Origin of the sequence: Rubritalea profundi, assembly GCF_002954445.1 — a bacterium.
GTDB classification, from domain to species: domain Bacteria; phylum Verrucomicrobiota; class Verrucomicrobiia; order Verrucomicrobiales; family Akkermansiaceae; genus Rubritalea; species Rubritalea profundi.
Genome location: NZ_MQWA01000001.1, coordinates 612,580 through 632,978, shown reverse-complemented (window position 1 = coordinate 632,978; position 20,399 = coordinate 612,580). Strand labels below are relative to the sequence as shown.

At 49.0% G+C, this 20,399-nt stretch carries 22 protein-coding genes; 18 read left to right on the top strand and 4 right to left on the bottom strand.

The window, feature by feature from the left end:
- Positions 1–88: 88 nt before the first annotated feature.
- The 5 genes from BSZ32_RS02790 (at position 89) to BSZ32_RS20500 (ending at position 5,146) form a co-directional block, all read left to right on the top strand.
- Entirely contained in the window at positions 89–1,135 is a 1,047-nt protein-coding gene (locus BSZ32_RS02790) for an L-threonylcarbamoyladenylate synthase (RefSeq protein WP_240610547.1), read from the top strand.
- 34 nt (positions 1,136–1,169) lie between these two features.
- Positions 1,170–2,723 carry a murein biosynthesis integral membrane protein MurJ gene (gene murJ, locus BSZ32_RS02785; protein ID WP_105042010.1) on the top strand — a complete coding sequence of 518 codons (1,554 nt, stop codon included), beginning with the start codon at positions 1,170–1,172 and terminating at the stop codon, positions 2,721–2,723.
- Between the two features lie 155 nt (positions 2,724–2,878).
- Entirely contained in the window at positions 2,879–3,469 is a 591-nt protein-coding gene (locus BSZ32_RS02780) for a hypothetical protein (RefSeq protein ID WP_105042009.1), read from the top strand.
- Positions 3,462–4,505, top strand: coding sequence for a GTP-binding protein (locus BSZ32_RS02775; protein WP_105042008.1), 1,044 nt, complete (start codon positions 3,462–3,464; stop codon positions 4,503–4,505). The genes BSZ32_RS02780 and BSZ32_RS02775 overlap by 8 nt, the downstream gene beginning before the upstream one ends.
- On the top strand, positions 4,505–5,146 hold the full coding sequence (locus BSZ32_RS20500) for a MerC domain-containing protein (RefSeq protein WP_105042007.1): 642 nt from the start codon (positions 4,505–4,507) through the stop codon (positions 5,144–5,146). Before BSZ32_RS02775 ends, BSZ32_RS20500 begins: the two co-directional genes overlap by 1 nt.
- A gap of 220 nt (positions 5,147–5,366) precedes the next feature.
- Here the strand turns inward: BSZ32_RS20500 and BSZ32_RS02765 are convergent, their stop codons facing one another.
- A complete protein-coding gene (locus tag BSZ32_RS02765; RefSeq protein ID WP_105042006.1) occupies positions 5,367–6,920 on the bottom strand; it encodes a glucose-6-phosphate isomerase in 1,554 nt (517 codons plus the stop codon).
- Between the two features lie 18 nt (positions 6,921–6,938).
- Positions 6,939–7,460 (bottom strand): adenine phosphoribosyltransferase, encoded by a 522-nt coding sequence (locus tag BSZ32_RS02760; RefSeq protein WP_105042005.1) that lies wholly within the window; start codon positions 7,458–7,460, stop codon positions 6,939–6,941.
- A 190-nt stretch (positions 7,461–7,650) separates the two neighbouring features.
- Here BSZ32_RS02760 and ccsA point away from each other — a divergent pair, with 190 nt between their 5' ends.
- The 10 genes from ccsA (at position 7,651) to BSZ32_RS02725 (ending at position 17,146) form a co-directional block, all read left to right on the top strand.
- Positions 7,651–8,427: a cytochrome c biogenesis protein CcsA gene (ccsA, locus tag BSZ32_RS02755; RefSeq protein WP_129589559.1), complete on the top strand. Its 777-nt coding sequence runs from the start codon at positions 7,651–7,653 to the stop codon at positions 8,425–8,427.
- A 10-nt stretch (positions 8,428–8,437) separates the two neighbouring features.
- Positions 8,438–9,463: a glutamyl-tRNA reductase gene (gene hemA / locus BSZ32_RS02750; RefSeq protein ID WP_105042003.1), complete on the top strand. Its 1,026-nt coding sequence runs from the start codon at positions 8,438–8,440 to the stop codon at positions 9,461–9,463.
- Positions 9,447–10,394: a hydroxymethylbilane synthase gene (gene hemC, locus BSZ32_RS02745; RefSeq protein ID WP_105042002.1), complete on the top strand. Its 948-nt coding sequence runs from the start codon at positions 9,447–9,449 to the stop codon at positions 10,392–10,394. Before hemA ends, hemC begins: the two co-directional genes overlap by 17 nt.
- The gene (cobA, locus tag BSZ32_RS19585; RefSeq protein ID WP_240610546.1) at positions 10,391–11,194 is read left to right on the top strand and encodes a uroporphyrinogen-III C-methyltransferase; all 804 of its coding nucleotides are present in this window, start codon (positions 10,391–10,393) and stop codon (positions 11,192–11,194) included. The genes hemC and cobA overlap by 4 nt, the downstream gene beginning before the upstream one ends.
- The gene (locus tag BSZ32_RS19580) at positions 11,148–11,903 is read left to right on the top strand and encodes a uroporphyrinogen-III synthase (RefSeq protein ID WP_240610545.1); all 756 of its coding nucleotides are present in this window, start codon (positions 11,148–11,150) and stop codon (positions 11,901–11,903) included. The genes cobA and BSZ32_RS19580 overlap by 47 nt, the downstream gene beginning before the upstream one ends.
- 987 nt (positions 11,904–12,890) lie before the next feature.
- The gene (locus tag BSZ32_RS02735; protein WP_240610544.1) at positions 12,891–14,285 is read left to right on the top strand and encodes an ROK family protein; all 1,395 of its coding nucleotides are present in this window, start codon (positions 12,891–12,893) and stop codon (positions 14,283–14,285) included.
- Positions 14,286–14,360: 75 nt separating this feature from the next.
- Positions 14,361–14,855, top strand: a complete 495-nt coding sequence (locus BSZ32_RS02730) for a YcxB family protein (protein ID WP_165788599.1) — start codon at positions 14,361–14,363, stop codon at positions 14,853–14,855.
- A 161-nt stretch (positions 14,856–15,016) separates the two neighbouring features.
- A complete protein-coding gene (locus BSZ32_RS18625; RefSeq protein WP_165788598.1) occupies positions 15,017–15,172 on the top strand; it encodes a hypothetical protein in 156 nt (51 codons plus the stop codon).
- 60 nt (positions 15,173–15,232) lie between these two features.
- Positions 15,233–15,400 (top strand): hypothetical protein, encoded by a 168-nt coding sequence (locus BSZ32_RS18620; RefSeq protein WP_165788597.1) that lies wholly within the window; start codon positions 15,233–15,235, stop codon positions 15,398–15,400.
- Positions 15,401–15,754: 354 nt separating this feature from the next.
- Positions 15,755–17,146, top strand: a complete 1,392-nt coding sequence (locus tag BSZ32_RS02725; RefSeq protein ID WP_105042000.1) for a DEAD/DEAH box helicase — start codon at positions 15,755–15,757, stop codon at positions 17,144–17,146.
- A 70-nt stretch (positions 17,147–17,216) separates the two neighbouring features.
- On the opposite strand, the gene BSZ32_RS02720 is transcribed toward BSZ32_RS02725, so the two are convergent.
- Positions 17,217–17,963 (bottom strand): MBL fold metallo-hydrolase, encoded by a 747-nt coding sequence (locus tag BSZ32_RS02720; protein ID WP_105041999.1) that lies wholly within the window; start codon positions 17,961–17,963, stop codon positions 17,217–17,219.
- A 3-nt stretch (positions 17,964–17,966) separates the two neighbouring features.
- A complete protein-coding gene (ruvX, locus tag BSZ32_RS02715; RefSeq protein ID WP_105041998.1) occupies positions 17,967–18,398 on the bottom strand; it encodes a Holliday junction resolvase RuvX in 432 nt (143 codons plus the stop codon).
- Between the two features lie 136 nt (positions 18,399–18,534).
- On the opposite strand from ruvX, the gene BSZ32_RS02710 reads away from it, so the two are divergent.
- The 3 genes from BSZ32_RS02710 (at position 18,535) to BSZ32_RS02700 (ending at position 20,277) form a co-directional block, all read left to right on the top strand.
- Entirely contained in the window at positions 18,535–18,981 is a 447-nt protein-coding gene (locus BSZ32_RS02710; protein WP_105041997.1) for a universal stress protein, read from the top strand.
- A 71-nt stretch (positions 18,982–19,052) separates the two neighbouring features.
- Positions 19,053–19,538, top strand: a complete 486-nt coding sequence (locus tag BSZ32_RS02705; protein ID WP_206018701.1) for an FKBP-type peptidyl-prolyl cis-trans isomerase — start codon at positions 19,053–19,055, stop codon at positions 19,536–19,538.
- 46 nt (positions 19,539–19,584) lie between these two features.
- Positions 19,585–20,277, top strand: a complete 693-nt coding sequence (locus BSZ32_RS02700) for an FKBP-type peptidyl-prolyl cis-trans isomerase (protein WP_105041995.1) — start codon at positions 19,585–19,587, stop codon at positions 20,275–20,277.
- Positions 20,278–20,399: the final 122 nt, after the last annotated feature.

The window sequence follows — 20,399 nt, the reverse complement described above, 5'->3', positions numbered from 1 at the left end:
ATATTTTAAAAGCGCAGTTCCTCTCACGGAGCTGCGCTTTTTTGTGTGGTAAATTAGAGTGTTCAAAGTGGGTGACTTGCGCTAGTTCATGGGGGTGAACGAAATCGAGACAGAAATTCTTTATGCAGACCCTGAGGGTTTTGATGACGCAGTGGCAATAGCCGTGACCAAGTTGAAAGCTGGTGAGGTTGTGGCTCTGCCTACTGAGACAGTTTATGGTCTAGCAGCTAATGCATTAGACGAAGCTGCTGTTGCTAAAGTATTTGAAGTCAAAGGGCGTCCTACGACTGATCCTTTGATTGTCCATATTGGTCGCAATGAGCAGATCCACGATGTGTGCGATCTCTCACCTGAGCTCGACGAAGTAGTTCAGAAGTTAATTTCTGAGTTCTGGCCTGGACCACTCACTTTGGTCTTACCGAAGAAATCGATTATTCCAGATCTAGTTACTAGTGGTCAGCCAACAGTAGCTGTGCGTCTGAGTGAGCACCCAGTGATGCGTGCTATTTGTTGTGAAATGAATACTCCGATTGCAGCGCCGAGCGCCAATCGCTTTGGTTGCATTTCGCCTACATCTGCGACTGCTGTTGAGAAAGAGCTCGGCGGACGTATCGGACTTATTCTTGATGGTGGCGCATGTAATGCGGGTATCGAGAGTACTATCATCCGTGTCGAAGTGGGCGAAAAGCGTCCAGAATTCCATCTCCTACGCTCTGGTCCAATCGTCAAAGAAGAACTTCAAAAAATAGGTAAAGTCATTCGCCCTAAAAAGGTGCGCAATGCAGAGGAAGCTCCAGGCCAACTTGAGAGCCACTACGCTCCAGAGACGCCAATGTATGTTTTTGAAAAGCCTGAGGATTTCGTCCCTGATCCTGAGCTCAGCTACGGCTTGCTCTCGTATCGCGGTTCTGAGAAGGAAGGCTACATCAACTTGCACGACTGGGATGAAGTCGAAGAACTATCACCAGGCAAAGGGAAGCTCCCAGAGGCTGCAGTCCGTTTATTCTACGCTCTTCGTCAGTTAGATGAAAGTGGTGTCGATGTGATCATCGCTGAGCCAGTCGCTGAAGCTGGTATGGGGGTGGCTATCAACGACCGCCTCCGCCGAGCTAGCGCAAAGACTCGAAAGCAATAGTCGAGAGTTTCACCCAATACTCCAGAAAGTCGCGATGTTAAAATCCCTCATGACAGTCAGCGGCTTCACATTGTTGAGCCGTATCACGGGGTTTGCCCGCGACATGCTGACCAGTTACTACTTTGGTGCTGGTGCACTAGGCGACACCTGGGTAGCCGCATTTCGCTTTCCTAATTTGTTTCGCCGGGTGCTGGGCGAGGGAGCATTTAACTCGGCTTTCGTGCCACTTTATAGTGGGAAACTGGCAGAAGAAGGCGAAGAAGTAGCCTTCAGTTTTTCTAGTAGGATTCTTATCCTACTGAGTATGTTGCTCTCCATTATCTGTGTGGTGAGCTATATTTTCATGGCGCCAATCACCAAGGCGCTAACATCTGGCTTTGACGCTGAAAAGTTGGCTCTGGCGACTGATCTGTCTCGAATCACGGTAAGCTACCTGTTCTTTATTTGTTTAGTTGCAGCGCTGAGTGGAGTGCTCAATAGCCATAAGAAATTTGCAGCCCCTGCCTTTTCCTATGTGTCACTGAATCTCGTTTTCCTTGTCGGGTTATTGGGGGTGATACCCTTTGTTGAGGGACTGGATCAGAAGGTTGCAGTTTTGGCTTGGTGCCTGCCAATCGGCGGGTTTGTTCAGCTTTTGATCGTGATACTAGCCGCTTGTAAAACGGGAGTGCGATTCAAGGTTCAGGTGCCGAGGATAGATTCCGATACTGTGAAGTTAGGACTCTTGATGGGCCCAGGCTTAATCAGTGCAGGTGTTCAACAGCTCAACTTATTAGTCGGCCAGTGGGTTGCTTCTTTCCAAAATGGTGGGATGAGTGCGATCTTTTACTCAGATCGAATCAACCAGTTGCCATTGGGCTTGATTGGAATCGCGTTTGGAGTGGTGCTGCTTCCAGACATTACTCAGAAGTTGCGGAAGAAGCAAAATGAAGCAGCTCAGCAAAGCCTACAGACGGGGATGACCATGGCGATGTTGATCGCCCTTCCTGCAATGGTTGGCATGATGGTGTTAGCTGAACCCATTATTTATGGCATTTTTAAAGCCGGTGAATTCACTGCGACTCAAGCAGGAATTGCTGGCCAAGCGCTATTCGCGTTTGCCATAGGTTCTCCAGCATACGTGATGAGCAAGGTCCTTCAACCAGCTTATTTTGCCCGTGAGGACACGAAAACACCGATGAAGTTCACCCTCGTTTCCGCTGTAGTGAATATCGTCCTTTGTGGTATCGCATTTTGGTTACTAGGAAAAAATGGACCACTGCACCTAGGCTGTGCACTTGCAACTTCTGTGGCGGGTTGGGTCAATGTTAGTTTGTTGCTAGTAGGCCTGCGTAAAGCTGGCTTCCTCACTTTAAATTCTGAATTTTGGAAACGCCTAGGCAAGATGCTCGTCGCGAGTATTGCGATGGGAGTCGTCGTTTGGGTGGGTGCTTATTTCCTCGACGACATTCTCCATAGTGATAGCCGCTTGCTACGTATTCCAGTGCTTGCAGCCATCGGCGGTGCGGGCGTCTTAGTCTACTTCCTCCTAGCGCACGTCACCAAGGCGATGACCTTCGGTGAACTGAAAGCTGGTTTTAAAAAATAGCTTTATAGCTGATAAGGAGAGCAGATCGGTACTCAATTTCGAAATAAATAATCTTTTTTTTAGGGAAATAGCCTTTCGAGTGCTTTTAAATACAATTAATGCAACTTTATTGCATTAATTGTTGCGCTCGCAACTAACGCAACTACGTTGCGTTTATGAGTTTCAAGCGTTCAGTTGTTAAGCCGTTTTTTTTCAGTGATTTGGCGGAGGGTATTCAGCAGCAGATGTTTTTTTGGGGACAAGATGTTATGCGTATGGAAGGCAATTTTTTATTAGCCCAAGGGTTCAAGCGCAGTCCCTCAAAAGGACTAAAGGGCACGAGTTGTTATCGTAGAGAATGGAAAGGTGGCCATGTGGAGTTATACGGATCTTGTGCAGGTTGGTATGGCCCCAATTATGGATTTGCCTTTATTAGGCCTCGGCGCCGCTGCGTGGCGTGGCTATCCGGGGATGTGACCCCCACACCCGGATTTTGGCAAAGAGAACTGATTAATAAGGAGGTTTCTAGAGAGGATCTCTACAACGCTTCACTGCCATTTTTAGATTGGTTGATTGCCTATGAAAGTGCTGTTCTATCCCGTTTTGGAAGTGGCTATAGGGCTGTAAATTATAAGCAGTACAAGAAGGTGCCAAAGGCAAAAACTTGGCTCAGTCCTCCCATGGCCTTGCGCTGGTTTCAGTGTTTTCGTTCGACTCCAGATCGGTTAGTTAGACCAAAAAATCTATCACTTCTCAATCATGCTTAAGGCTATTCAGAACGATTCAACAGGGCTTCCCGCAGTAGTATGCGTGCGTCCAATGCTAATGCTTACTGGCTTCCTAGGAGCAGGAAAGACAACTCTACTACGTATTATTTTAGATGAGCTCACTCGCCGCGGTCGTCTCTGTGATGTGATTTTGAACGACAGAGAAAATGCGGATATTGATAGAGAAACCCTACGCGACCATACCGATTCTGTTGCGGCGCTCACAGGTTCCTGCGTTTGCTGTGAGGGCATCGATGAACTTTACGATATGATCTTGAAGCTTTCTAAAAGTGAGAATCACGCTCTGATAGTAGAATTAAATGGCACAGCAGATCCTCTGCCATTACAAGAGGGCTTTACGCTCTTAGAAAAGAAATTTTTACTCCACCCACGATGGCAGGTTTGCGTGGTTGATGCGCGACACTTTGGTCAGAGGGATCAGTTTAAAGCTCTTGAAACGCTCCAATTAGAGACCGCCAGTCACTATTATCTATCGCACATGGAAGATCTCAGTGAGGATGAGGAGTACGATTTGGTACTGAAGGTTGCGAGCGTCAACGCACATGCCAGCCGAGTCTCAGCTTTGATCCTTGCAGATTACCTTGTGCTAGCAATCAGTAAAAACAAGCGGCAGCGTCTTGCTATGGGAGATTTGGCCCCTCAACTTTATGGCGGAAAAGTTGCGGAGTGGAATAAATCAGCTCAAATGCATGGACGCCACTATCTAGCACATGAATTTACTGGATGTAATATTGTCTTCCCTGAGGCTGTGGAGGAGAGCCAAGTTCTCTCTTGGATGGAGAAACTGCCTGAGTCCGTTATTCGTGCCAAGGCACTGATAACTCTGAGTTCGGAGCCCGATATACGTTACCTTTATGAACGGGTTGGAATGAAAGTATCACCGAGGCCGATTCCAGTGCGTTCAGTTTCTCAAGCTCCTTGTTCGGGAATCTTTGTGGGTGCCGACCTAGACCCTAATGTAATCCTCCAGCACACGCGCGAGGCGCTTAACCCAAACTGTTATTTTGCTAAGTAATGAATACTAGTCGCTCATTCAATTCCTATTTTTCTTTAAGTCATGCTGACCGCGTTGGCGCGATAGCTTCAGTTCTGTGTGCGATTCACTGTGGCTTGGCGCCTGTGTTACTCATCTTGATGCCAACTTTCGGGAAAATTTGGGCTCATCCAGCCTCCCACGCTCTAGTGGCTCTGTTCATAGTACCTTTAGCTATTTTTTCGATATATAAAGGGTTCCGTCTCCATCGGAAGCCTTGGGTTTTATCCATAGCTGTTGTCGGTATTGCCTTTGTGCTCATTGGGGCTATCCTGCCAGCATTTAGCCATGGCCGGATTGGTAGTAACAAGCATGCGGTTCCAGTTGCCGAGTCGAATCAGACGGTCGAGAATTCCTCAAAAACTGACTTGGGTACTTGCTCGAGCTGTGATTCTACAGGGGAATATGACGAGAAACCTAGCTCTGCAGTGGATGATAACACGGCATGTGTCGATGCTTGTTGTCCAAGTGTGGAAATTAACGATATTGGGGAGATGTCGCTGCATATTCCCCCCGCTGCTATCATAACCACACTAGGAGGGTTCTTTCTCATTGCGGCGCATATAGGAAACCTGTGTCAATGTGGTCATGCATGTCGTGTAAAAGAATGCTGCAATGAATGAAATCCTCTGATCAGCCTAGGCTTGTCCCATACTCAGCTATGGTAGCTCAATTGGCAGAAAGACTCTTCTAGCTTTTTTGCAAAATTGTATTTTATTTCGCGCAGAGTAAAGACTCTCCGCATCAAGTCATTGGCGCGCAGCGATCGACAAAAAACACCCACGGAATTTCTTCTCGTGGGTGCTTTGAAATGGCTTCCAAGTAGATGCTTGGTGGTTTAGACTAAATTTCGAAGGTGTCCTCTGCAGGAGTGGCTCCTTCGCTCTGAGTCGCTTCATTGTTGGCGGCGAGGTGGATCAGTGCGTGATACACGTCTTCCGGGCTGTTGTCCGTTGCTTCAGCGATGTCGTCAGCTGTCTTTTCCCAGCCAGTGAGCGCGCCGCGGACTTGATTGAGGATCTCGAGGAAACTCGTTGCCGCTGCTTTACCAGCTTCCACACCAGGTTGGTGGTAGGCGTTGATGTTGACTAGCGATGCGTAGAAGGAAACGGCACGCTCGTAGAGTGCGATCAGGAGACCTAAAGTGAATGGTGTCACTTCATTGATCGAGATCGTGATCGAGTTGCGATCTGACTCGTAGAGGGCTGAGCGTGTGCCACGAAGGAAGCCTTGAAGGTAGTCCGCTGAGGTTGTTCCTGGATCGACTTCGATGCTTTCACCGTTGCGGCCCTTGCGGACTTCCACGAATGTGGCAAAGAAATTCTTCACACCATCACGGAGTTGCTGAACGTAGGCGTGTTGGTCAGTGGAGCCTTTATTGCCGTAGACTGCGATGCCCTGGTTGACCACGTTGCCGTCGAGGTCATGTTCCTTACCGAGCGACTCCATAACGAGCTGCTGGAGGTACTTAGAGAAGAGGGAAAGTGAGTCTTTATAAGGCAGGATAACCATGTCTTTTTCGCCTTTGCCGTTACCTGCGTGATACCAAGCGAGCGCGAGCTGCATCGCGGCGTTGTCAGGTACGTTTGTGCTGCGAGTGCGTGCGTCCATCTGTTGGGCGCCAGCTAGGAATCCATCGATGTCTATCCCTTGAAGAGCTGCGGGTACGAGACCTACAGTGGACATGATAGAGGTGCGGCCACCGACCCAGTCTTCCATTGGGAAGATGGTGAGCCAGTTGTTGCTGGTCGCATATTTAAAGAGCTTAGAGCCTTCGCCTGTGATCGCTACTGCGTGCTTTGAGAAATCAACCTTGTTAGCTTCGAAAAATTCCTGAGCTTCGAGCATGCCGTTGCGAGTCTCCGCTGTGCCGCCAGACTTTGATACGACAAGAACGAGAGTCTTATTGAGGCTTGAGGCAATCTGCTTGAGAGTGGTGTCGATGCCAGCTGGGTCGGTGTTGTCGAAGAAATAAGTAGTGAGCTTAGAGTCAGCACCGAGCGCGTGGTAAACAAACTGTGGGCCTAGAGCAGAACCACCAATGCCGATCAGCAAGAGGTTCTCAAAGCGTCCACCAGTGGGTGGCGTAATCTTTCCGCTCAGGACTTTGTCGGAGAATTCCTTGACTGCTGCGATCGGCTCGTTGACCTGCGCTTTGATGGTATCGTTGGGAGCTAGGTCCGCATTGCGAAGCCAATAGTGGCCTACCATTCTCCCTTCGTCGGGGTTCGCTATGGCTCCTGCTTCTAGGTCGGCCATGTCCTTAAGAGCACGGTCGACCTTCGGTTGCATTTCTGTGTAGAAGCTATTTTTGATGTCCATCAAAGAAAGGTCGATGGAGAGGCCTAGGTCGGAATAGCGAGTGAGGCTTTTGTTGTATGTTTGCCAGTTAGACATGGTTGTGCGTTCTATGGTTTAAGAATAATGAAGGATAGAATGAATATTTTCACAATCGATGGCCTCACGGCCGTTGAGAAAATCAAGCTCGATGAGGAAGGTCACGCAGACGACTTCAGCTCCGAGCTGTTTTAAAAGTTTTACAGCTGCAGCTGCGGTGCCTCCAGTCGCAAGTAAGTCATCAATCAGTAAAACTTTATCGCCCGGCTTGACCGCGTCCTCGTGGATCTCGATTTCGTTCTCACCATACTCGAGTGAGTAGCGTATAGACTTGGTGTTCCACGGCAATTTCCCTTTCTTTCTGACAGGGACAAAGCCCGCTTTATATTTGAGCGCTATGGGTGGAGCAAAAATAAAGCCACGCGCATCAATGCCTACCACTTTGTCTATCTCCAAGCCATCCGCAGTGGCAGCCATTTGGTCGATACTGAGCTGGAGTAGCTCCGGGTCTCCGAGGACTGGGGTGATGTCTTTAAAGATAATTCCTTCCTTGGGGAAGTTGGGGACGTCGCGTATCGCGGCTCGCAGCTTATCTGGCATGGCTTCATCAAATAGAGACTTAACAAAATTGCACGAAAATTTTACTAGAAGTTAGAGTGAGTGGGTGAGTAGTTCTGAACAAGGGATTGGGGGCAGCTTCTTTTAAAGGGAATTCATTTGTCCAGGATGGTGGGGAAGGAAGGCACAAGTATTACTTGAACGAATGGCGTAGTTATAGCATGGATATGGGGTGACTAATTCAATCACCTACCTTCTTATAGCAGCACTCCTCGCGGTGATGGCTGGTTATTTGGGGATGCGCGCTGTGCATCACGGTCATAGAAGCCGCTGGACTGTGGTGTGGATGTTGTTCTCATTCGCCGCTCAATGTGCCGTTCTTGGTATTCGCGGTGATCTACGCGGCCAGTGCCCGCTCGGCGATATTGGTGAGATCTTAGTATTTCTCGCTTGGTCGATAACAATTTTCTACCTGCTGATTGGTTCTACCTACCGCTTATCTTTATTGGGAGTTTTTTCAGCACCAGTGGTGAGTGTGATGCTTTTGATTGCCGCGATCCCAGGTGTGATGGAGAATAGTCCTGAAAGGGCAATGACTGTGGAACCTTGGCATGAAATGCATGCCGCATTGTCGGTGCTTTCGTATGGAGCTTTAGGTTTGTCTGCTATTGCGGGGGTGATGTTCATGGTGCTCAATAAGATGCTGAAACACCACGAAATGAAGTCGGGCTTGTTTCTCAAGCTACCGCCACTTTCTTCGATTACAGCATCCATGGTTCGGCTTACAGGGGTGGGGACTTTGGTTCTTTCTGGTGGTGTATTTTGTGGTCTTCTGATGCCTCGCGAGGCGAGTGGTAGTATGGTTCACCTTTGGGCCGCGGTTACGGTCTGGATTTCTTATACGGCACTTTTGACAATTTGGCAGGTGAGGGGAATGACCCCCTCGCGAATGGCGCTGAGTGTGGTCTCACTCTTCATCGTCTCACTCGCAGTATTTGCAGCGCTCTAATCACGGATCAATGGATTTACTTTGTCTAGGCTTGAACCATCAAACCGCGCCCGTCGATGTGCGCGAGCGCTTTGCCGTATCTGCAGATCTCCTCGGCGAGGCCAGCAAAGATCTCACTGAGAAACCGGGGATCGAAGAGGTCGTCGTGCTTTCCACCTGTAACCGAATGGAGGTCTACGCGCTTACGAGTGAAATCTCTGTAGCCGAGCAGAGTATCAAACAATACCTCGCTGGGGATCGTCCATTTGATGAGAGAGATGCGAACCATTTTTATAAAAAAGTCGACAATGATACCGCCCGTCACCTCTGTAGAGTAGTGAGTGGTCTGGACTCCATGGTGCTTGGCGAGACAGAGATCTTTGGCCAGGTGAAACAAGCCTATACTCAAGCGCTTGAAGCAGCAGCCACCGGTGGAACACTTAATAAACTTTTCCAGAAGTCATTCAGTGTTGGCAAAAAAGTACGGACTCAAACGAGCATCCAAGGCGGCCAAACATCCGTCGGCAGTGTTGCTGTTGACCTCGCTGAGAAAATTTTTGGACACCTCAAGTACAGCGAAGTGCTTGTGATCGGAGCCGGTGAAATGAGCTACATCACTGCCCAGCGCATGATGGAGCGTGGAGCTAAGAAAATTTATGTCGTCAACCGCTCACTCGAAAATGCCCAGAAACTTGCGGAAAAGATGGGCGGAGAGGCTGTATCATTCGACGACTGGGAAAGAGTATTGGCAAAGGTGGACGTGGTCGTCTCCTCGACTGGTGCCACTGAGCCAGTGGTTCGACCCGAGCATGTGGAGAGCGTCCGCGGCAAACGCAAGTACCGTCCCTTGTTTATGATCGACATCGCCATGCCGCGAGATATCGACCCAGATGTCGGTAAGATCGAAGAAGTTTATGTCTACGACCTAGACACCCTAAAGCTTCAGGCCGACGAAAATCGTGCGAAGCGCCACGAGCAAGTGCAAGCCTGCGAAAAAATCATCGAGAACGAAGTCCAAAAATTTTCCAACCAACAGAGAAATGAGCACACCCAATAAACTTGTAGTCGGAACCCGTGGCAGCGCACTCGCACTAGTCCAAGCTGAAATGACAGAAGGACTCCTCCGCAAGGCATTCCCCGAGGCGGAGATCGTACGCAAGGTGATCACTACGACGGGTGACCGCCGCACGGATGTCTCTCTAGCTGAAGTGGCAAAAGTTGAGGGAGTTTTCGACAAAGGCGTGTTCATCAAGGAACTTGAAATAGCGCTAGAGAATGGCGAGATCGATATAGCAGTGCATAGCCTCAAAGATGTGCCGACAGTTCTCGAAGATCAATTTGAAATAGTTTCAGTACTTGAGCGAGCTCCAGTTGCTGACCTTCTGATCACTAAAAATGCAGGTGGACTCGAAGCTCTCCCGCAGGGCGCGAAGGTTGCTAGTAGCTCGTGCCGACGCCAGAAGATGCTCAAGTGGCTGCGGCCTGACATCGAGATGGTAGACATCCGAGGCAACGTGCCAACACGTCTCCGCAAGCTCGCTGAGAATCCAGAGATCGACGGCATCATCCTCGCTGAGGCCGGTCTCGTGCGTCTTGGTTACAACGCGACAGGTGAGATGAGCACCGAAGCGGGAAGTGTTTTCGGTTGTGCTGTAGATCCTGAGCAATTTCTCCCAGCCGCGGGGCAGGGAGCCGTAGGTCTAGAAGTTCGCAAGGGTGACGAATGTAGTGCCAACTTTGCAAAAGCAATCAACCACGCACCGACGATGACTCGCATCACAGCCGAGCGTGAATTTCTCCGTCTACTCAATGGTGGCTGTCACACTCCAGTGGGAGTTTCGACACAGTTCTTTGGCGACAAGCTCCTGATGGAAGGTATCGTTTTTCCAGAAGGTGAGGCAATCGGCGACCCAATGCAGGCTGAAGTTTCTGGCTCAGTAAACGAGCCATTGAAAGTGGCTCAAACTTTGTTTAAATCGCTCTCATGAAATCAGGCATTTGCTATCTTGTCGGCGCAGGGCCAGGGGACATTGGGCTCGTTACGCTCAAGGCGAAGGAGTGCATTGAGAATGCCGATGTCCTCGTCTACGACGCGCTGATTGCGGATGAATTTTTGCGTTGGGTAAAGCCCGAGTGCGAATTGATCTACGTTGGCAAGCGTGCGGACAATCATGCGCTCGCTCAACATGACACTAATGACCTACTTGTCGAAAATGCTCTTGCAGGGAAAGTTGTTGTGAGGCTCAAGGGGGGCGACCCAACTATGTTTGGACGTGGTGGCGAAGAAGCTGGCCGCCTAGCGGACGCTGGTGTGCGGTTTGAAATAGTCCCAGGAATTCCCTCTGCTATCGCAGGGCCGGCTTATGCCGGAATCCCCGTGACGCACCGCGACCATTGCTCGCAGCTCACCGTGTTTACCGGGCATGAAGATCCGACGAAAGGTGAGAGCAGGCTCGACTATGGCCAACTCGCCAAGACTGGCGGAACCAAGGTTTTTCTGATGGGCGTGAAGCGACTGCGCGTTATTTGTGACGAGCTGCTCAAGCATGGAGCCGCTGCCGATATGCCTGTCGCGCTCGTTCGTTGGGCAACCACAGGAAAACAAAAAACCATAGTAGGCACTCTGAGCTCGATTGCCCAGATTGCTGAATCCCAAAATTTTAAAGCGCCCGCTGTGGCAATTATAGGAAACGTTGTGAAAGAAAGAGAAAAATTAAATTGGTTTGAAGGCCGTCCGCTTCATGGAAAAAAAAGTGGTGGTCACTCGTACTCGTTCACAGGCAAGTGAATTGAGCAAACAGCTCACTGGGCTCGGTGCTGAGGTTTTAGAAATCCCAACCATCAAGATAGAACACCCTGATGATAAGCAAGGGTTTGTCGAAGGAGTGGGCCAGGTGCATTCCTACGATTGGTTGGTTTTCAGTAGCCCGAACGGAGTAGAACGCTTCTTTGACGCCTTCTTCAGCATCTATGACGATGCCCGTAGCATCGGAGGTGTACGCATCGCCGCTGTCGGTCCTGGAACTGCTAAAAAGGTCAATGAGTACCGACTCGCAGTCGATCTGATTCCAGAAACTTATATCGCAGAAGGATTGGTCAAATCCTTCTCGGAAAAAGAAAACATTGAGAACCAAACGATCCTCTGGGTACGTGGTGCAGAAGCTCGCGATACTATCTACACGGGCCTCTCTGGTCTCGGTGCGATCGTAGACGAATGTATCGCCTACAAGACTGTCCCCGAGTTCGATGATCCGAATGGTGCAAAAGAGCGCTTCGAAAAAGAAGGTGCAGATGTCATCACCTTTGTCAGTTCTTCCGCTGCGAAACATTTCTTCGCACTCGATATGCCCTTCCCAGACAACTGCAAGGTCGCCTCTATCGGGCCTGTGACCAGTGCCACTCTCGAAGTGATCGGTAAGCCAGCTGCCCTCCAAGCGAAAGAGCATAACATCGATGGTCTCGTCGAGGCTGTCGTCGCTCTTTGTTCAGAGCAGTAGGACTTGTTCCATTGAGAATTTGAAAAGGCAGAGGGAAAGCTCTGCCTTTTTTCGTGGTGGGCCCGACAGTGCACACTGACTCGAGGGTTAAGGTCCCTTGTGGGCTCGGCAAGAATCCAATCCAGAGGATGAAAGTACGGCAGCGTAGGCTATCAACAGGTAGGTGAAAGTCCTACTCTAATTGTTAAATCCCAAATGAACGACGTATGATTTTACCAGAATGCTTGAAATTTAGGGGGCTTTTTTGTTTGGTATAGTGCACATGATTTACTTTCGCGTTGCTCTTATTAGCTTGTTTACTGTGGGTTCATTGTCAGCTGTTGAGGAGACGGCTAAACCTAAAATCAGCAGGACTGGGTGAATCTACTGGAGAAATCTGAGCTGGGCATGGGGCTGAAGCACTGGCGAATTGTCAATGTGCCATCAGAGACTTTCCAGTTGAAAGAGGACCCAAAGTGTAGGTGAGGAGGTTCTTGTCTGCACCGGCAAGTCTTCTGGGATTATTTGTTCTGTCGAAGTATATGAGAATTTCTTAGTCGAGTTTGAATGGCAGCACATGGAGCGTGACCGAATGCGTGGCAATGCTGGTTTTTTTCATCTAGAGCGATGGGCTGCCATCAGTGGCCATTCCCATTAGCCGAGGTATAGAAGTACAGGTGGCATCTTTCATAAGGACACCACTACATTCACGCGACATGGAGACATTTTTCCGATCCATGGAGCGACGATGAGCCCCGATCCACGCTTTGCAGCCGTGTCCAACGCTGTCTGCAGCCGGAGCTACGGACCAATAGAGCTGGCGAGTGGAAGCACTATAGAATTCTCTGTGTCGATGGAGTCTTGCAGCTCGAGGTCAATGGCATGATCGGTAAATATTGATATCAGTCGGAATGGTTAAAATTCATATGAAAAACCTCTTTTCTAACTATTCCCGATGGCGTAAATAACTTGTATCGCTTCGATGAAGCAACAATTTCAAAACGAAAAATGATGAATATTCAGCCCAAAGTGAAACCAGTCCTCGACGAGGAATTTGTTCCCGCAGTTCTCTGGAATGCAGAATACCGTAAGCTCGTGGCTGCAGACGCAGGAGCTCACGATGTAAAGATCGCACTGACTCGCCTCGACGGCACAGTGTTCCGCAAGGACGTGCAGGTTCTTACCCATGAGGGTGAGAATGTAGCTCTCAACATAAAGTACGTAGAGCGTCTGGTGAAATTCATGCTTTGGGGTATGGGTGGTTGCACAGTGATTATTGCTGGTAACGACGATATCGCAGCTACTCTTGGTGAAATATACTCAGAAAACGGAGCACGCAGCTTCGACTGGGATATCGTAGGTAAGGGAATGTTCAGCCAGAACATCGAAGTGAAAGCAATGGCTCTCGCTGACGTTCCAGCTCAGAACAGCCCAGCAGACGCAATCGGCCGTCATCTCGGTGGTAACCGCATTGGTTTCGATCTCGGTGGTTCTGATCGCAAGTGTGCAGCAGTGATCGACGGTGAAGTGGTCTTCTCAACAGAAGTCCCTTGGGACCCATACTTCCAGGAAGATCCATCCTACCAGTACGAAGGAATCGTCGATTCCCTCAAGCTCGCAGCAGCACACCTTCCATCAGTTGATGCAATCGGTGGTTCATCCGCGGGTGTTTACATTAACAACGAAGTACGCATCGCTTCCCTTTTCCGTGGCATCAAGAACCAAGAGGTTTTTCAGAAGGATGTTGTTCCTATGTTCAAAGACATCTTCGATGCTGAATACCCGGGTGTTCCCTTTGAGGTGATCAACGACGGTGAAGTCACAGCGCTTGCAGGTTCTATAAGCATGAACACAAACTCAGTTCTCGGTATCGCAATGGGTACTTCAGAGGCTGTTGGCTACGTTGATCCAGAAGGCAACGTCACTACTCAGATCAACGAGCTCGCATTTGCTCCGGTTGACTATCGTGACGACGCTCCTACAGACGAGTGGTCTGGTGACATCGGTTGTGGTGTGCAGATTTTCTGTCAGCAGGGTGTGGCACGCCTTGCTCCAGCAGCAGGCTTCAACTACGGCGACATGCCTTTCCCTGAGCAGCTTGTTGAAGTGCAGAAGGAAATGGCGAACGGCTCTGAAGCAGCAGCAAAGATCTACGACACTATCGGCACATGTTTCGGTTACGCTATCGCTCACTACGCTGAGTTCTACGAAATTGGCACACTTATCATCATGGGTCGCGTGACTACGGGTGAAGGAGGTCAGATCATGATCGATGGCGCTAAGAAGGTTCTCGAGTTGGAGTTCCCTGAGCTAGCTAAGCAGATCAACATCACTCAGCCAGATGAGAAGATGAAGCGCCACGGCCAGGCTGTTGCAGCGGCTTCTCTTCCACAGATTGGATAATTCCTCATTAGGGATTCTATTTGCTAAAGCTGTGTTTCTCACTATGAGGTGCGCAGCTTTTTTATGCCTAGAGTTATGAAAAAAATAATTGAGATCACTTCGAAATTCGACGGACCATCCCAGCATGGATCGTTCACCAAGCACATGTGGTGTCGCTACCGCTGGTGGGTTATTTTACGTTCGCTTCTCTGTATTATAGCGATTTTTTTTGGTGCTTATCTAATAGAACCTGGAACTAAAGGTGGAGCGTTTGGTGGATTTCTGGTGATGGTGGGCTCGCTAGGCTTCATGCGGCCGATGCTTTGGCAAATGTGGCACGAACGTGGTTTAAGAAAGCACCCCGCCTACGAGACTGAGGTTCACTACGAGTTCTCAGAAAAAGGCATCAAAATGTCGGGCCGTGCCGGGGATGCCGATGTGCCGTGGTCTGATTTCTACCAAGTAAGACCGACCAAAAAAGGCCTGCTCATTTACCAAGATAAAAAGCAATACCTCTGGATTCCCAAAGCAGATTTTCAGACTGGCCAGATGCAAGAGATCGCTCAGATGAAACAGACTACGGAGGCGTGAGTTGGGGTTATTACTGGCTGGCGTGATTCATTTCACGGCACAACTATTTCTCAAAACTTTCCCGGCAGTGTACTGCTCCTTTTGAGCTCAAGAGGAATAAAAGTGAGAAAGTGTGATATTTTTTTGGAGTTATTCTAAAATGACTGCATATTACTCACAGTATGTACACAAAAGCAATAATCGCAGCATTTGCAGTGATCTCTATGAGCGGCGTTTCAGTCGCGGAGGACACTAAGGCTGCATCAACAGAGAAGGCTGCTGCATCTGCAGCAGAGACTATGACTGTCTTCATTGTCACTGCCAAAGGCGGTGGATGAGGAGCTGCTAAAGCGGTCCGTGCGGCCATTGGAAGTCAAGAAGGCGTAAAGTCTTATAAAATGTCAGGTATGCGTACCACCGTCTTTATGAAAGACGGACTCAAACTGGACGAAGCTAAACTCAAAGAGGCATTTGCTAAAGGTCCTGTGACTTTTGTCTCACTGGAAGAGAAAGATCAGCCTGTGCCAAAGGCGGCCTATGCTCTCATGGTGACAGGTGTTGGATGAGCAACTACCAACGATAAGGCTCGTGTAGCCTTAGAGAAATTACCGGGAATTGCTGCTGCTTACGTCAACAAGAAGCTCGAGATTCATTTGAGTGAGAGTTCAGATCTCGACGAGAAAGCTGTGAAAGACGCTCTCGCGAAGTATAAGATCGGAGTGAATTCCGTGAAAAAGATGGAGCTCTAAGCTTCACCCATCAAATAATTAATCAAAAAAACTCCATGGCTCGTTGTGACTGAGTCCATGGAGTTTTTATTGTCCATTGAGCGAGATAGCAGTTGCTAGTATGCGCGATTGATGAGTAGTTTGCTGATCAAGAGCACTTCACGCTCAAAATTCCCCTACTTTTTTAGGTATATGAAATTTTCAGATCTAGCACTTTCCGAACCCATTCTTAAAGCAATCACTGCAAAAGGATACGATGAACCATCACCAATCCAGGCGCAAGCAATTCCAGCTGTGCTCGAAGGCAAAGACGTGATGGCTGCAGCTCAAACAGGTACCGGCAAAACTGCCGGATTCACACTTCCAATCTTGGAGATCCTTTCTAAAGGTGCTCCAGCTAAACCGAACCAAGTGCGCGCACTGGTATTGACTCCAACTCGCGAGCTTGCTGCTCAGGTTGTTGAAAGTGTTCAGACATACGGTAAAAACTTGCCAATCAAATCCTTAGTGGTTTTTGGTGGAGTAAAGATCAACCCGCAGATGGCAAAAATGCGCCGAGGTGCAGATATCTTGGTTGCCACACCCGGTCGATTGCTCGACCTCGTAAACCAAAATTCAGTACGACTGCAGAATCTTGAGATTCTAGTGTTGGATGAAGCGGATCGTATGTTGGACATGGGATTCATTCATGACATCAAGAAGCTTTTGGCAAAAATGCCGAAGAATTGTCAGAATCTCCTATTCTCAGCAACATTTTCAGATGACATACGCAAGCTGGCAAAAGGCTTGGTGAATAACCCTGTTGAAATTTCAGTGACTCCGCGCAATGCTGCGGCTCCCACGGTAGATCAGTGGTTGTGTCCTGTAGACAAGGAGAAAAAGCAAGCAGTGATGACCCACCTGATCCAAGATCGCGGTTGGGAACAAGTTCTCATCTTTAGCCGAACCAAGCATGGTGCCGATCGTTTGTCTCGTCACCTTGAAAGCAAAGGAATCAAGTCCGCTGCTATCCATGGAAACAAGAGCCAAGGAGCACGCACAAGAGCGCTCGCTGGTTTCAAAGAAGGCTCAATTTGTGCACTAGTCGCTACAGATATTGCAGCTCGTGGTATCGATATCAATCAACTTCCGCAGGTAGTAAACTATGACCTTCCAGACGTCCCTGAAGATTACGTTCACCGTATCGGTCGTACAGGCCGTGCGGGATCAGAAGGTCAGGCGATTTCGCTCGTCTGTGCGGATCAATTTCCTCAACTAGTAGATATTGAGAATCTAACCAAGAAGTTGATTCCACGTGTAGAGCTCGACGCTTTCAGTGTAATTCAACCCTTGCCTGAATCTCGTGTAGGTCAGCGCCCAATCAAGCGTCCTAAGAAGGAACAGCAAAATCGTGGTGGCGGTGGTCGCCGTGGTGGTGGCGGTGGAAACTCAAGAGGTGGTGCTCCAGGTGGCAATAAATCTGGTGGTGGCGAAAAGAGATTTGGTGGTTCCCGCAGTGGCGGTGGTCCTAGCACGGGTGGCGCTGGTCGCACACGTGGCCGCGGTGGAATGGCGAGTCAAAAACGCGCAAGCCACAACAAATAATTTTCAATAGCCGAATACAAGTATAATGCTCTACTTTGCTGTTCTAGCGAGGTAGAGCTTTTTTGTGTCGCTAGAAAAATGGGTTGTTCGCCTTTTCTAAGCCAACTGTCGTGAGTGGTCCATGTCCGGGGCACAGGATTGTCTCATCTGGTAATTGTAATAAGTGGTCGCGAATGTTGGCCAGTGCCGTCGAGTAGCTTTCAGCAGTCTGGCACCCACCTATCGAACCCGCGAAGATCGAATCTCCCACGATGCAAATGGGTTTAGCTAGCCCTTGGATAAAATAGGCGCGCGCTGGGTTACAGTGGCCAGTCACGTCGAGAATTTTCATGTCGATCCCATCGAACTTAATGTTTTCTCCGTTGTTGAGTTCTTCTGGAAAACTTTTTTTACAATGGCTGAATTCGATCACCCCTGCGGTGTGGTCAGGGTGATTGTGGGTGATGAACAAGTGAGCTGGATAATGAGCGAGTTCGTGGAGCTCACTAGAATCCGTTCCAGTATCAAAAATCAATGCGTTGCTGCCAAAGTGCACGATGTACGCATTCACTCCTATATGACCAAATGGACTAACAACTTTTGTGAGGCCCGGGATACAATGTATAGCCGGATTATACTGCTTTAGAGAGAGGAGTTTGTCGGCGTCGAGCTGTAGGTGAGGCGCGAGCATGTGGATTACTGCCGCGTCCTCATGGCCATTGAGGCATGCTGTTATCCGTCGTTCATTGATTCCAGCTAACAAAGCTAACTGAGCAATCGTGCAACCGTGGCCGCGGATGGCTTTGCTAAGGCAATCATTATAGTCGTCTTCTAGCATCTACTACACGGGGGGTTGTTGGTTAAGCCAATCTGAAAGGATCTCCACTGCAGCAGCCTGATCGATGAGCCCTTTTTGCTTCTTCGCATTTTTACCTGCGGCATGGAGCTTTTCTGCTGCCGACACCGTGGTCAGTCGCTCATCGATGAATATAATCGGCAGCGGACTCACAAGTGATTTTTCCAACTCCTCAGCAAAGGCTCTAATTTTTTCGGCAGCAGTTCCTTCTGAGCCGTCCATGCGATAGGGGAGTCCGATGATGATCTGCTTTACCAGCCTTTGAGAAATGAGAGCGTTTATCCTCTCTAACGGAGGAGTTTTTTGCACATGAATTGTCTCTAACGGGTGGGCTAAGATCCCTATAGTATCCGTGATAGCGAGTCCAATCCGAGCCTCGCCGTGATCAATTCCTAAGGCTGGATGTTGCTCTTCCATGTCTGAATGATTTGGGTCGTAAGTGATGTGTCATTGATAACAGTTCTTTGCCAGAATTGACAGCGAGGAATGAGGGAACCTATTTTGTGGAGTTTCGAACTTCACTTCAGACCGTTTGTGGGTTAGAAAGAAGGGTATGAAGACCATTGTTGTAGCGATCGACTTTTCCCACGGAACTGAGCGTATTCTTAAAGCCGCGAGTAAACTGGCTAAAGTCCTCCAAGAGCATGTCTACCTAGTACACGTAATTGATGACACCCCCTTGTACACCATGTACGGGATGTATCCTGAAGAGATTCCAGCCATGGCTGAATACCGCGAGCTTGCCAGTGAAAGAGCCAAGCTGAAGATGGAGGAAGCTAAAACTAGCTTAGAGGGTATGGGAGTGGCTGTTGTCTCTGAAGTTCTCGATGGTCAGCCACAAGCTGCGATCATGGACTTTGCTGCTAAAGTGGCTACCGATATGGTTATTGTAGGGACTCACGGCCATTCCGCTATAGGGAGTGTGCTGATGGGAAGTGTTGCTAGTGGATTGGTTCGCCAAGCCAAAGTTCCAGTACTGGTTGTTCCCTGCGAGAACTAAAAGTTTATAAATTGTGCGTTACAGGAAAGCGACTCCTTGACATGCCGTCGTTGCTGTCGAAAAGTCGCCGGGTGAAGAGAACTCAAACAAAACAAATGATCGTAGCCGGTATGGGAGCCATGCTTGCTTGCGGCACTATAAATCTTGTGAATGCAGCAAATGTAGAGACTCCAGTAGACGTGGCAGCAGCCCCATCTGGAGCAGAAAAGACGGCTTCGGGCTTAGCTTCGAAGGTATTAAAAAAGGGAACAGGCACAGAAAAGCCAGGTGCACGTGACGAAGTCACAGTGCACTACAGCGGTTGGACTCTTGATGGAAAACTCTTTGATAGTTCAGAGGAGCGAGGTCAGACGACTTCTTTCCCATTGAATCAAGTGATCAAAGGTTGGACAGAAGGCCTCCAGCTTATGGTTGTCGGTGAGAAACGACGTTTCTGGATCCCCGCTGAGCTTGCTTACGGGGAAAACCCAGGTGGTGGTCGTCCAGGTGGAATGCTTTGTTTTGATGTCGAGCTCTTCGACATAAAAAAAAGCTCCAGAAGCTCCAAAGCCTCCTAAGAATGTCGCAGCAGCTCCAGCAGACGCACTAAAAACTCCATCTGGTGTGCCAACTCAAGTTGTCACTAAAGGTAAGGGCTCAACCACAGCGGGTGAAAATGATCAGGTTACTATGCACTACGCTGTGTGGCTGGCGGATGGTAACTTACTCGAAAGCTCTAAGATGAAGGGGCAACCTATCGTGGTTTCTCCTAATAAACTTCCTATTGCAGGGTGGAGCGAAGCAGTTCAATTGATGGCCAAAGGTGAGAAGCGTCTAATCTGGCTCAGCTCACAGCAAGCATTTGGTGACAATCCGCCTCCAGGAGCACCTGAAGGGACGGTTTGTTTCGAGATCGATCTTCTCGATGTTAAGAGCATGCCTGCACCTCCAGCTACTCCAAGTGATGTAGCTGCAGCTCCAGCTGATGCTGAAAAGACTGCGTCTGGACTCGCATCTAAAGTGATTAAAAAGGGCACAGGTTCCGAGAAACCTAAGGCTTCTTCAACTGTTGAAGTACACTACAGTGGTTGGACCTTGGATGGTAAGCTGTTCGATAGCTCAGTGGCACGTGGTGAAACTACCTCCTTTGGCCTCAATCAAGTGATTCCAGGTTGGACCGAGGGTCTTCAGCTGATGGTTGAAGGTGAGAAACGTCGCTTCTGGATTCCAGCAGACCTTGCCTACGGAGAAAATCCAGGTGGTGGGCGTCCAGGTGGCATGCTTTGTTTCGACGTCGAGCTCGTCAAAATCAAATAATCTGACCTAAATATACAGGTTTTCTAAGCCCGACTGGTTTCAGTCGGGCTTTTTCGTGGCTACTATCCAAGGCTAACATCCTTATATGATAAAATACTTAATGGATTTAAAGTCGCTGAATT

What these genes read in the sequence shown, in the direction of transcription:
- BSZ32_RS02790 (WP_240610547.1), top strand. Translation starts at nt 89, where the DNA reads ATGGGGGTGAACGAAATCGAGACAGAAATTCTTTATGCAGACCCTGAG.
- murJ (WP_105042010.1), top strand. Translation starts at nt 1,170, where the DNA reads ATGTTAAAATCCCTCATGACAGTCAGCGGCTTCACATTGTTGAGCCGT.
- BSZ32_RS02780 (WP_105042009.1), top strand. Translation starts at nt 2,879, where the DNA reads ATGAGTTTCAAGCGTTCAGTTGTTAAGCCGTTTTTTTTCAGTGATTTG.
- BSZ32_RS02775 (WP_105042008.1), top strand. Translation starts at nt 3,462, where the DNA reads ATGCTTAAGGCTATTCAGAACGATTCAACAGGGCTTCCCGCAGTAGTA.
- BSZ32_RS20500 (WP_105042007.1), top strand. Translation starts at nt 4,505, where the DNA reads ATGAATACTAGTCGCTCATTCAATTCCTATTTTTCTTTAAGTCATGCT.
- BSZ32_RS02765 (WP_105042006.1), bottom strand. Translation starts at nt 6,920, where the DNA reads ATGTCTAACTGGCAAACATACAACAAAAGCCTCACTCGCTATTCCGAC.
- BSZ32_RS02760 (WP_105042005.1), bottom strand. Translation starts at nt 7,460, where the DNA reads ATGCCAGATAAGCTGCGAGCCGCGATACGCGACGTCCCCAACTTCCCC.
- hemA (WP_105042003.1), top strand. Translation starts at nt 8,438, where the DNA reads ATGGATTTACTTTGTCTAGGCTTGAACCATCAAACCGCGCCCGTCGAT.
- hemC (WP_105042002.1), top strand. Translation starts at nt 9,447, where the DNA reads ATGAGCACACCCAATAAACTTGTAGTCGGAACCCGTGGCAGCGCACTC.
- cobA (WP_240610546.1), top strand. Translation starts at nt 10,391, where the DNA reads ATGAAATCAGGCATTTGCTATCTTGTCGGCGCAGGGCCAGGGGACATT.
- BSZ32_RS19580 (WP_240610545.1), top strand. Translation starts at nt 11,148, where the DNA reads ATGGAAAAAAAAGTGGTGGTCACTCGTACTCGTTCACAGGCAAGTGAA.
- BSZ32_RS02735 (WP_240610544.1), top strand. Translation starts at nt 12,891, where the DNA reads ATGATGAATATTCAGCCCAAAGTGAAACCAGTCCTCGACGAGGAATTT.
- BSZ32_RS02730 (WP_165788599.1), top strand. Translation starts at nt 14,361, where the DNA reads ATGAAAAAAATAATTGAGATCACTTCGAAATTCGACGGACCATCCCAG.
- BSZ32_RS18625 (WP_165788598.1), top strand. Translation starts at nt 15,017, where the DNA reads ATGTACACAAAAGCAATAATCGCAGCATTTGCAGTGATCTCTATGAGC.
- BSZ32_RS18620 (WP_165788597.1), top strand. Translation starts at nt 15,233, where the DNA reads ATGTCAGGTATGCGTACCACCGTCTTTATGAAAGACGGACTCAAACTG.
- BSZ32_RS02725 (WP_105042000.1), top strand. Translation starts at nt 15,755, where the DNA reads ATGAAATTTTCAGATCTAGCACTTTCCGAACCCATTCTTAAAGCAATC.
- BSZ32_RS02720 (WP_105041999.1), bottom strand. Translation starts at nt 17,963, where the DNA reads ATGCTAGAAGACGACTATAATGATTGCCTTAGCAAAGCCATCCGCGGC.
- ruvX (WP_105041998.1), bottom strand. Translation starts at nt 18,398, where the DNA reads ATGGAAGAGCAACATCCAGCCTTAGGAATTGATCACGGCGAGGCTCGG.
- BSZ32_RS02710 (WP_105041997.1), top strand. Translation starts at nt 18,535, where the DNA reads ATGAAGACCATTGTTGTAGCGATCGACTTTTCCCACGGAACTGAGCGT.